The organism is Stenotrophomonas sp. GZD-301 (genome assembly GCF_049310345.1).
Taxonomy (GTDB): domain Bacteria; phylum Pseudomonadota; class Gammaproteobacteria; order Xanthomonadales; family Xanthomonadaceae; genus Stenotrophomonas.
In genome coordinates this window covers 1-9,471 of record NZ_JBMOWY010000043.1, presented here as the reverse complement: position 1 = coordinate 9,471, position 9,471 = coordinate 1, and the positions used below count along the sequence as shown (strand labels likewise).

7 protein-coding genes are annotated in these 9,471 nt (G+C 67.1%); 1 reads left to right on the top strand and 6 read right to left on the bottom strand.

The window, feature by feature from the left end; translation table 11 throughout:
* Positions 1-118: 118 nt before the first annotated feature.
* Positions 119-1,075, bottom strand: coding sequence for a lytic transglycosylase domain-containing protein (locus tag ACO6VK_RS11660; RefSeq protein WP_422507321.1), 957 nt, complete (start codon positions 1,073-1,075; stop codon positions 119-121).
* Between the two features lie 212 nt (positions 1,076-1,287).
* On the opposite strand from ACO6VK_RS11660, the gene miaB reads away from it, so the two are divergent.
* A complete protein-coding gene (gene miaB / locus ACO6VK_RS11655; RefSeq protein WP_422507319.1) occupies positions 1,288-2,733 on the top strand; it encodes a tRNA (N6-isopentenyl adenosine(37)-C2)-methylthiotransferase MiaB in 1,446 nt (481 codons plus the stop codon).
* 164 nt (positions 2,734-2,897) lie between these two features.
* On the opposite strand, the gene ACO6VK_RS11650 is transcribed toward miaB, so the two are convergent.
* The 5 genes from ACO6VK_RS11650 to ACO6VK_RS11630 all read right to left on the bottom strand — a co-directional run bounded on the left by ACO6VK_RS11650 (position 2,898) and on the right by ACO6VK_RS11630 (position 9,413).
* The gene (locus ACO6VK_RS11650; protein WP_422507317.1) at positions 2,898-4,013 is read right to left on the bottom strand and encodes an ABC transporter permease; all 1,116 of its coding nucleotides are present in this window, start codon (positions 4,011-4,013) and stop codon (positions 2,898-2,900) included.
* Positions 4,010-4,945 carry an ATP-binding cassette domain-containing protein gene (locus ACO6VK_RS11645; protein WP_422507323.1) on the bottom strand — a complete coding sequence of 312 codons (936 nt, stop codon included), beginning with the start codon at positions 4,943-4,945 and terminating at the stop codon, positions 4,010-4,012. The genes ACO6VK_RS11650 and ACO6VK_RS11645 overlap by 4 nt, the downstream gene beginning before the upstream one ends.
* A 71-nt stretch (positions 4,946-5,016) precedes the next feature.
* Positions 5,017-5,988 carry an HlyD family efflux transporter periplasmic adaptor subunit gene (locus ACO6VK_RS11640; RefSeq protein WP_422507315.1) on the bottom strand — a complete coding sequence of 324 codons (972 nt, stop codon included), beginning with the start codon at positions 5,986-5,988 and terminating at the stop codon, positions 5,017-5,019.
* A gap of 98 nt (positions 5,989-6,086) precedes the next feature.
* A complete protein-coding gene (locus ACO6VK_RS11635) occupies positions 6,087-7,721 on the bottom strand; it encodes a hypothetical protein (protein ID WP_422507313.1) in 1,635 nt (544 codons plus the stop codon).
* 57 nt (positions 7,722-7,778) lie between these two features.
* Complete coding sequence (locus ACO6VK_RS11630; RefSeq protein ID WP_422507311.1) at positions 7,779-9,413, bottom strand: hypothetical protein; 1,635 nt, start codon at positions 9,411-9,413, stop codon at positions 7,779-7,781.
* Between the last annotated feature and the right edge of the window lie 58 nt (positions 9,414-9,471).

Below are 9,471 nucleotides of genomic sequence, written 5' to 3'. Positions count from 1 at the left end.
TTGGTTTCGGTTTGCGTGGGGGTTCTTTTGTGTGTGCTCCTACCCTCCCCCCCCCCCCCCCCCCCCCCCCCCCCCACTACCGGACGGTCTCGGCGTGCGGGGAGCCGGCCCGCGGGCACTACTGCGTGGATGCTGTCACGCCCCGATAGCGGTCGGCCAGCAGGGCCACGCGCTTCACGTAGTACTGGGTTTCGCTGTAGGGCGGCACGCCACCGTGGCGGTCCACCGCACCCTCGCCCGCGTTGTAGCCGGCGGCGGCCAGGGTGAGGTTGCCGTTGAAGCGCTTGAGCAGCCACGACAGGTATTGCACGCCGCCACGGATGTTCTGCGCGGCATCGTACGAGTCGGTGACCCCGAAGCGGCGCGCGGTGGGCGGCATCAGCTGCATCAGACCCTGCGCGCCGGCACGGCTGAGCGCGGTGGGGTTGTAGGCCGACTCGGCGTGGATGATGGCGCGGACCACGGCCTCCTCGACCCCGAACTCGCGCGCGGCGGCGGCGATCTCGGCCTGGAAGGCGGTGGTATTGAGCCGCACCGAGCCGAAGTTGACGCCCGGATTGGCACCGCACGCATAGCAGCGCTCGATGAAGCTGTAGTGGATGGTGCGGACCTGGCCGAGGCTGGCCACCTGCGCCGGGCGGGCGCTGGTGTAGTGGCGCACGCCGTCCTTCATATAGGTGTAGACCTGCCCGTTGACCACGCGCTGGGCCTTGCCCTTGCGCGCGGCCGGTGCGGACGGCGCGCTGAGTACCGTCGCCGCTGGCGCTGGCGATGCCGTGGCGGTGATCGCGGTGCCGGCGTTGGCGCCATCGACCGCGGCGACCGCGACAGCCGGCGCCACCGGCGTGGGCGCGGGCGTGGTCGGCGCGGCGGGAGCGGACACGGCCTGGCGGCGGGGCGCGCTGCGGTCCGGGCGGTAGCTGCTGACCACGCTGCAGCTCGCGGCGGACACGCGCTTGCTGACATAGCTGGGGATGCCGTCGGCGCCAACGCACTTGTACAGCGTGCCCGCACTGGCCGGCACAGCGGTCAGCGCAGCCAAGGCCAGCGCAAAGATCCCCAAGATCCCCTTCATGCAGCGGAGTGTCTCCGTTTCACCCGGTCTTGCCAAGTCTTTGACGCGGCCCACCGCACCGGGAGCTGATGCGCGTCACGGATCGGGGCGTCCGGGACGGCCTGCGGGCGGCCGCGGCGGGCCCCGGCCTGGTGGGCAGAACACCGGTACAATGGGCGGCTCACCGCAGCCGTTCAGGCTGCCTGCCCGCCCACCCGACTGGAATAAGCGCCATGACCGGGACGCCAGCTTCGACCGTGCCGACTTCGGCCGGCTCCGCCGTGCCCTCCACCACTCCCCGCCCCGACCTGCTGCCGCTGCCCGGCGCCAGGCCGGCCGTCACCGGCCCCGTCCGCGGCAAGCTGTACATCAAGACCCACGGGTGCCAGATGAACGAGTACGACTCGGCCAAGATGGCCGACGTGCTGGCCGCCGAAGAAGGGCTGGAGCTGACCGACGACCCCTCCGAGGCCGACGTGCTGCTGATGAACACCTGCTCGATCCGCGAAAAGGCGCAGGAGAAGGTGTTCAGCCAGCTGGGCTACTGGAAGGCGCTGAAGAACAACGGCCGTGGCGTGATCATCGGCGTGGGTGGCTGCGTGGCCTCCCAGGAAGGCGAGGCGATCATCAAACGCGCCCCGCACGTGGACCTGGTGTTCGGCCCGCAGACCCTGCACCGCCTGCCGGAGCTGATCCGCCAGCGCCGCGCATCGGGCAAGTCCCAGGTCGACATCAGCTTCCCGGAAATCGAGAAGTTCGACCGCCTGCCCGAGCCGCGCGCCGACGGTGGCTCGGCCTTCGTGTCGATCATGGAAGGCTGCTCCAAGTACTGCTCGTTCTGCGTGGTGCCCTACACCCGTGGCACCGAGGTCAGCCGCCCGTTCGAGGACGTGGTGGTGGAAGTGGCGCAGCTGGCCGCGCAGGGCGTGCGCGAGATCAACCTGCTGGGCCAGAACGTCAATGCCTACCGCGGCCCCTATGGCGACGGCGAATTCGCCGACCTGGGCCTGCTGATCCGCACCATTGCCGAGATCGACGGGGTGGGCCGCATCCGCTTCACCACCTCGCACCCGCTGGAATTCAGCGACTCGCTGGTGGATGCCTATCGAGACGTGCCGCAGCTGGCCAACTTCCTGCACCTGCCGGTGCAGGCCGGCAGTGACCGGGTACTGTCGGCGATGAAGCGCGGCTACACGGCGCTGGAGTTCAAGTCCAAGATCCGCAAGCTGCGCGCGGTGCGGCCGGACATCTCGATCAGCTCGGACTTCATCGTCGGCTTCCCGGGCGAGACCGAGGCCGATTTCGAGAAGACCATGACGCTGATCGAAGACATCGGCTTTGACCAGAGTTTCTCGTTCATCTACTCGCGTCGCCCCGGCACGCCGGCGGCCGACCTGGAAGACACGATCAGCGATGCCGAAAAGCACGCGCGCCTGTCGCGCCTGCAGGCGCGGATCAACGCGCAGGCCGCGGCGATCTCCGAGAAGATGGTCGGCACGGTGCAGACCGTGCTGGTGGAAGGGCCGTCCAAGCGCAATCCGGACGAGCTGACCGGCAAGAGCGAGAACATGCGCTCGGTGAACTTCGCGGGGCACCCGCGCCTGATCGGCCAGTTCGTTGATGTGGAGATCACCGAGGCGTACAGCAATTCGCTGCGCGGACGGATGGTCGTCGCCTGACGGAGCGTGCCGACCAACGGTCGGCACCTACCATTGCAGTGCCGACCAACGGTCGGTACATGCCGTTGCAATGCCAACCGGCGGTCGATACATGCCGTTGCAATGCCGATCGGCGGTCGGTACATGCCGTGACGGGTAGATGCCGACCGTTGGTCGGCATCCGCTCAATCCAGGCGCTTGCGGAAGCGCAGGATCGCCAGGGTCATCATCACCGCGATGAAGGCCAGCAGCGCCAGCACCTCGGGCCACAGCTCCCAGATCCGTGCGCCGCGCAGCATGATGCCGCGGATCAGGCGCAGGAAGTGCGTCAGCGGCAGCACCTCGGCCAGCCATTGCACCGGGCGCGGCATGCCGGCGAACGGGAACATGAAGCCGGACAGCAGGATCGACGGCAGGAACACGAACATGGTCATCTGCATGGCCTGGAACTGCGACTGCGCCTTGGTCGAGATCAGCAGGCCCAGGGTGAGATTGGCGGTGATCAGCAGTATCGCTGCCAGATAGACGTCCACCACGCTGCCGTGGATCGGCACCTCGAACAGCCACAGGCCCAGCAGCAGCACCAGCGTGGTCTGGATCAGCCCTATCGCCGCGTACGGCAGCACCTTGCCGATCATCAGCTCGCTGCGGCTCAACGGGGTGGCGATCAGCAGTTCCATATTGCCGCGCTCGCGTTCGCGCACGATCGCCACCGCCGTGAACATCACCATCGTCATGGTCAGGATGATGCCGATCAGGCCGGGCACGATGTTCACCGCCGAGCGTCGTTGCGGGTTGTAGAACGCCACCACGCCGATCTGCCCGCCCCCGGCCACGGCGCCGCTGCGCAGCGGCCGGTCGTTGCGCAGCGGCTGGTTGTCCAGCGGCACCTGCGCCAGCTGGATCGCCGCGCTCTGCACGACGGTGTCGCTGCCATCCACGAGCACCTGCACGGCCTCGCGGCCCTCGAAGCGGCGGCGTTCGAAGTCGGGCGGAATCACCACGCCAATGCTGATCCGGCCGTGCCGCAGCGCCGCCATCAGTTCGTCCGGGGTCCGCGCGGCCAGGGTGGGGGTGATCACGCCGGTCGCCACCATGTCCATCACCAGCGCGCGTGACGCGGCGGTCCCGGCCTGATCGGCAATACCGGTGTGCAGATTGCGCAGATTGAGGTTGATCGCATACCCGAACAGCACCAGCTGCATCACCGGAATGCCGACGATCATCGCCAGGGTGATGCGGTCGCGGCGCATCTGCCGCAACTCCTTGAGAATGATCGCCCAGAGCCGGCGCAGGCTCATGCCGCGGCGTCCCCGGCGTGGCCGTCCTCGCGTCCGCGCGTGGCCGAGACGAAGACGTCTTCCAGATTGGCCTCCACCGGCGTCACCTCGGCCTGCTGGCCGCCGGCGCGCAGGGCCGCCTCCAGCCTGCCCTGCGCATCGTCCTGCGCCGCCAGCAGTACCCGCAGGCTGTTGCCGATCTGCGCCACGCTGAGCACCCCGGGCACGGCGGCCAGCAACCGTTGCGCCTGACGCGGCTGCGTCGCTGATACCGCCAATGTACGTCCGTCCAGCGCTGCGCTCAGCGTGGCCGGAGTGCCGTCGGCCACCAGCACGCCCCGATCCAGAATCGCCAGGCGATGGCAGCGTTCGGCTTCGTCCATGTAGTGCGTGGACACCAGCAGCGTGGTGCCGGCGTCGGCCAGGTCGAACAGTTTTTCCCAGAAGTCGCGCCGCGACTCCGGGTCCACTGCACTGGTGGGTTCGTCCAGGAACAGCAGCTCCGGCGACTGGATCACCGCGCCGGCCAGGGCCAGCCGCTGTTTCTGGCCGCCACTGAGGGTGCCGGCCAACTGCGCCTGGCGGTCCTGGAAGTGGTATTGCTCGACCAGTTCCTCGATGCGTCGCCGTGCGTCGGCGCGCGGAATGTCCTGCACCGCCGCGAGAAACTCCAGGTTCTCGCGCACGGTCAGGTCCTCGAACAGCGAGAACCGCTGGGTCATGTAGCCGATGCGTCGCCGCAGCGCTTCGGCCTGCTCGGGAATGCGCAGGCCGAGCACGTCGATGTCGCCCTCGGACGGGGTCAGCAGGCCGCACAGCATGCGGATGGTGGTGGACTTGCCCGACCCGTTGGGGCCGAGGAAGCCATAGACCGTGGCGCGCGGCACGCTCAGGTCCACATGGTCCACGGCCACCAGCGCCCCGAAGCGCTTGGTCAGCCCGCGCGCCCGGATCGCAAGGTCGTCCTGACCGCCCTCGCCCGTTGCCGGCGCGGACCGCTGGGCGGCGACGGGAGCGACGGCCATCAGAACGTCACCCGTACCGGCAGGCCGGCCGGCAGACGCGCCAGCGTGGCGGCATCGGTGTCGATCAGTTCGATCTCGGCCAGATAGCTCAGGCGGGCTGCGTCGTCGCCGGTCAACGCGTAGTAAGGGGTGAACACCGGGTCGCTGCGGACCGCGCGGACCCGCCCGGACAACGCCGCCTCGCGTCCCTGCACGTACACCTGCGCGCCCGAGCCGACGGCCACCGATGGTCGCAGCGGCGACGGCAGATAGACCCGTGCATAGGGATGCTCGCCCACCAGCAGCACCGCCAGCGGTGCGCCAACCGGGGCCTGGTCACCCAGCCGATACGGCAGCGCGTCGACCACGCCGGCGCGCGGCGCGACCAGCGCCAGCTTGCGCAGGGTCACGGCCTGCTCGGCCTGCTGCGCCTGCGCGGCCTCCAACGAAGCGGCGCCCTGCCCGATCTGCTCGGCGCGCGTGCCGTGCTCCAGCGCCAGCAGCGCCTGCTCGGCCGCACGCACGAGGCCGTCGGCATTGCCGGCAGCGGCGCGGGCGCGGTCGACGTCGGCGGCCGCCACCAGCCGTTGCCGGCCGAGCGGCTGCAGCCGGGCGTAGTACGCCGCTGCGTCCACGGCCTGCGCCTTGGCTGCGGCGAGGTTGGCCCGGGCCTGCGCGATCTCCTCCACCCGCGGCCCGTGCTCGAGTTCCTCCAGCGCCTGCACGGCACGCTGCGCCTGCGCCTGCAGCGCGGCCATCTGCGCGGCCGTGCGGGTGGTCTCCAGTTGCAGCAGGGCCGCACCGGCCGGCACGCGCTGGCCTTCGCGCACCGACACCGCCACGATGGTTTCGGCCGCAGGCGCCGGCACCGTGATCCGGTCCCATTCGAGTGTGCCCAGAGCTTCGGGCGGCGCTGGCCGGCACGCGGCGAGGAGCAGCAGTGCCGCCGGCACACCGAGGCGAAGCAGGCGGGAGCAGAGCGAAGTAGCCATCACGGGTACCGGATCGGTGCGGACCGCACCATGCTGCCTCGCGCCCCGGTGGTCAGCCGTGAAGGAGGCGCGGGCCGGCTCGACGCGCCGCGGCCGCCTCACCGTACCTGGTCGTAGCTCAGCTTCTCCACGTCATAGACGTACTGGCTGGCCATGTAGGCATTGATCTGCGCCAGCCCCTGGATCAGCATCTTTCCGTCCGGCGTGCCGCAGCGGTTGGCGACGTTCTTCATGCCGTAGATGAGCGCATCTTCCTTGCTGCGCTTGGGCGTGGGATCGGGCGTCCACCACGGGAAGTGACGCAGCGGCTTGTTGCTGGGCACATCGTGCTGCCAGCAGACGAAGACGAGGCGTTCCTTGCCCGTGGCGTCGTAGTCGTAGACGCGATAACTGGCGTAACCGCTGGTGGTGGGCGTGACCTTGAGTACGCCGCTCTCCGCGTAGCGCTTGAGATCCTCCCTGGCAACCTCCTGCGACATGCCGCCGTAATGGATTACCCGGGTCAGTCTGCCGTCCGCGCCGTACATCTCCTGACGGTTCAGGTCCGCGCCGCGCCATTGCCGCTGGCGGGGTGCGCGGCGGTTGGCATCGAAGAACTCCATCACCGTGGACCCGCTGCGATGCGGGTAGGTGCGTATGCGCGGGTACTTGTCGAGCGAAGCGAACTGGTCGTCAACAACCGAGAGCGGAACCCGCTGGGTCGGGAAGTCGTACTGAAGCTTCTTGAACCCGTTGCTGGAGAGCTCCTTGTACAACGGCTGCGCGTCATACGCGGCAAAACCCATGTACTCGGTGGACAGGCTGTAGATGCCCTTCGTCTTGAAGAAGCCAAAGAACACGCCCTTCCGCCCACCACCTGGTCCCGTGACATCGAGCCATGCATTGCCCTGCCCGCGCCACTCCCCCGGTGCCTCGCGTGCATCGAGGCCGTCATCCTCCTCCTTTCTGCGCGGTGCCCGGAGTTCCGCCAGCAAGGTGCCATCAGCGTGATAGCGGTAGGTGGAAATGGCTACTTCACCTCCATGAAGTCCCGCGCATTGCGCACCCGGCACAGTGGTCAATGTCTCGTTGATGCCCCCCGTCGTGGAGATCAACTGCCCCTTGGCGTTGTAGTCCGCGCAGAACGCAAGGCGATCGAGCATCAAGGTCTTGGGAAAGCGTGGGCTGAGCGCATTTACGTCCTCGGTTTCCTGCAACCTTGCTTCGACCAGGTGCCCCCTCTGATCATAGAAGTACGCCTCGGCACGCGCCATGTAGTAGTGCGGTGTCAGTTTGGCCAAAATTGGGTTCCGCTCCTGCGCGGGCACGGCACGATAAGGGACTGCCCGTATGTTGCCGCTCTCGTCTCGACGCAGGCCAGGCGTGCCGTCTGGTCGCGGACGTTCCATCGGACTGTGAACCCGGTTCTCCCATTGCTCCAGTCGGCACACGCGCTGACCGCCGTTGCCATCCGGCTCCAGATACACCACTTGGCCCTCCGTCGGACCAAACCTGCCTTGGTGCTGGTCGGCGACAGCTGGGAGTAGTGCTGGAACACGCAGACTGCCGTCGCCTTGGACCTGAGGCCATTGCAATGTAATCCGCTGACGTCCAGCCTCGTTGAACAACAGGGTCACGCCTGAAACGGGTGAGGTGAGGAGATTGGCACGGTCCGAGCAGGTGGCACCTGCTCGCGCCGAGGTAGCCAAAAGTGCCACCACCAACAGACCCAGCACACCGGGCTTCACGCTCACAGCTGATGCAGACCAAGCCATCTCGTCTCCGGTGCGGGTCTATATGCCGTAGATGCCTCAGCGCACCTCGTCATAGCTCAGCTTCTCCACGTCGTAGCCGTACTGCTTGGCCATATACGTGTTGATCGGCCCCATCCCCTGGATCAGCATCTTTCCGTCCGGCGTGCCGCAGCGGTTGGCGACGTTCTTCATGCCGTAGATCAGGGCATCTTCCCTGCTGCGCTTGGGCGTGGAATCGGGCGTCCACCACGGGAAATGGCGCAGCGGTTTGTTGCTGGGCACATCGTGCTGCCAGCAGACGAAGACGAGGCTCTCCTTGCCCTTGGCGTCGTAGTCGTAGACGCGATAACTGGCGTAACCGCTGGTGGTGGGCGTGACCTTGAGTACGCCGCTCTCCGCGTAGCGCTTGAGATCCTCCCTGGCAACCTCCTGCGACATGCCGCCGTAGTGGATTACCCGGGTCAGTCTGCCGTCCGCGCCGTACATCTCCTGACGGTTCAGGTCCGCGCCGCGCCATTGCCGCTGGCGGGGCGCGCGGCGGTTGGCATTGAAGAACTCCATCACCGTGGACCCGCTGCGATGCGGGTAGGTGCGTATGCGCGGGTACTTGTCGAGCGAAGCGAACTGGTCGTCAACAACCGAGAGCGGAACCCGCTGGGTCGGGAAGTCGTACTGCAGCTTCTTGGACCCGTTGCTGGAGAGCTCCTTATACAACGGCTGCGCGTCATACGCGGCAAAACCCATGTATTCGGTGGACAGGCTGTAGATGCCCTTCGTCTTGAAGAAGCCAAAGAACACGCCCTTCCGCCCACCACCCGGTCCCGTGACATCGAGCCATGCATTGCCCTGCCCGCGCCACTCCCCCGGTGCCTCGCGTGCATCGAGGCCGTCGTCCTCCTCCTTCCGCTGCGGCGTTCGGAGTTCTGCCAGCAAGGCTCCATCGGCGTAATAGCGGTAGGTGTAGAGGGCTACCTCTCCGACCTGAAGCCCCGCGCATTGCGCGCCGGGCACCTTGCTCAATGTCTCACTCATGTCCCCCGTGGTCGAGATCAACTCCCCCTTGGCGTTGTATTCCGCGCAGAAGGCAAGACGATTCAGCATCAACGTTTTGGGCAAGCGTGGGCTCAGCGCATTTACGTCCTCGGTTTCCTGCAACCTCGCTTCGACCAGATTGCCCCCTTGGTCATAGAAATATGCCTCGGCACGTGTCAAGTAGTAGTGCGGAGTGAGCTTGGCGAGGATCGGATTTTTCTCCTGCGCGGGCACGGCACGATAAGGGACCGCCCGTACGATGCTTTTTTCGTCTCGACGCAGGCCAGGCGTTCCGTCTGGTTGCGGACGCGCCATCGGACTGTAGACCCGGCTCTCCCATTGTTCCAGCCGGCACACACGCTGACCGCCGCCGCCATCGGGCTCCAGATACACGACCTGGCCACCGGCGGGGCCGAATTTGCCTTGTTTCAGTTCCGCCACTGCCGGCATCATTCTGGGAACACGAAGACTGCCTTCGCCGTCGAAGCGTCGCCCCAGCAACATCACCCCGTCCCGCGCCCCTCCATTGAACAACAGGCTCACGCCTGAAACGGGTGATGTGAGGAGATCGGCGCGGTCCGAGCAGGTGGCACCTGCTCGCGCCGAGGTAGCCAAAAGTGCCACCACCAACAGACCCAGCACACCGGGCTTCACGCTCACAGCTGATGCAGACCAAGCCATCTCGTCTCCGGTGCGGGTCTATATGCCGTAGATGCCT

Coding starts and splice junctions, on each gene's coding strand:
- ACO6VK_RS11660 (WP_422507321.1), bottom strand. CDS start 1,075: ATGAAGGGGATCTTGGGGATCTTTGCGCTGGCCTTGGCTGCGCTGACC.
- miaB (WP_422507319.1), top strand. CDS start 1,288: ATGACCGGGACGCCAGCTTCGACCGTGCCGACTTCGGCCGGCTCCGCC.
- ACO6VK_RS11650 (WP_422507317.1), bottom strand. CDS start 4,013: ATGAGCCTGCGCCGGCTCTGGGCGATCATTCTCAAGGAGTTGCGGCAG.
- ACO6VK_RS11640 (WP_422507315.1), bottom strand. CDS start 5,988: ATGGCTACTTCGCTCTGCTCCCGCCTGCTTCGCCTCGGTGTGCCGGCG.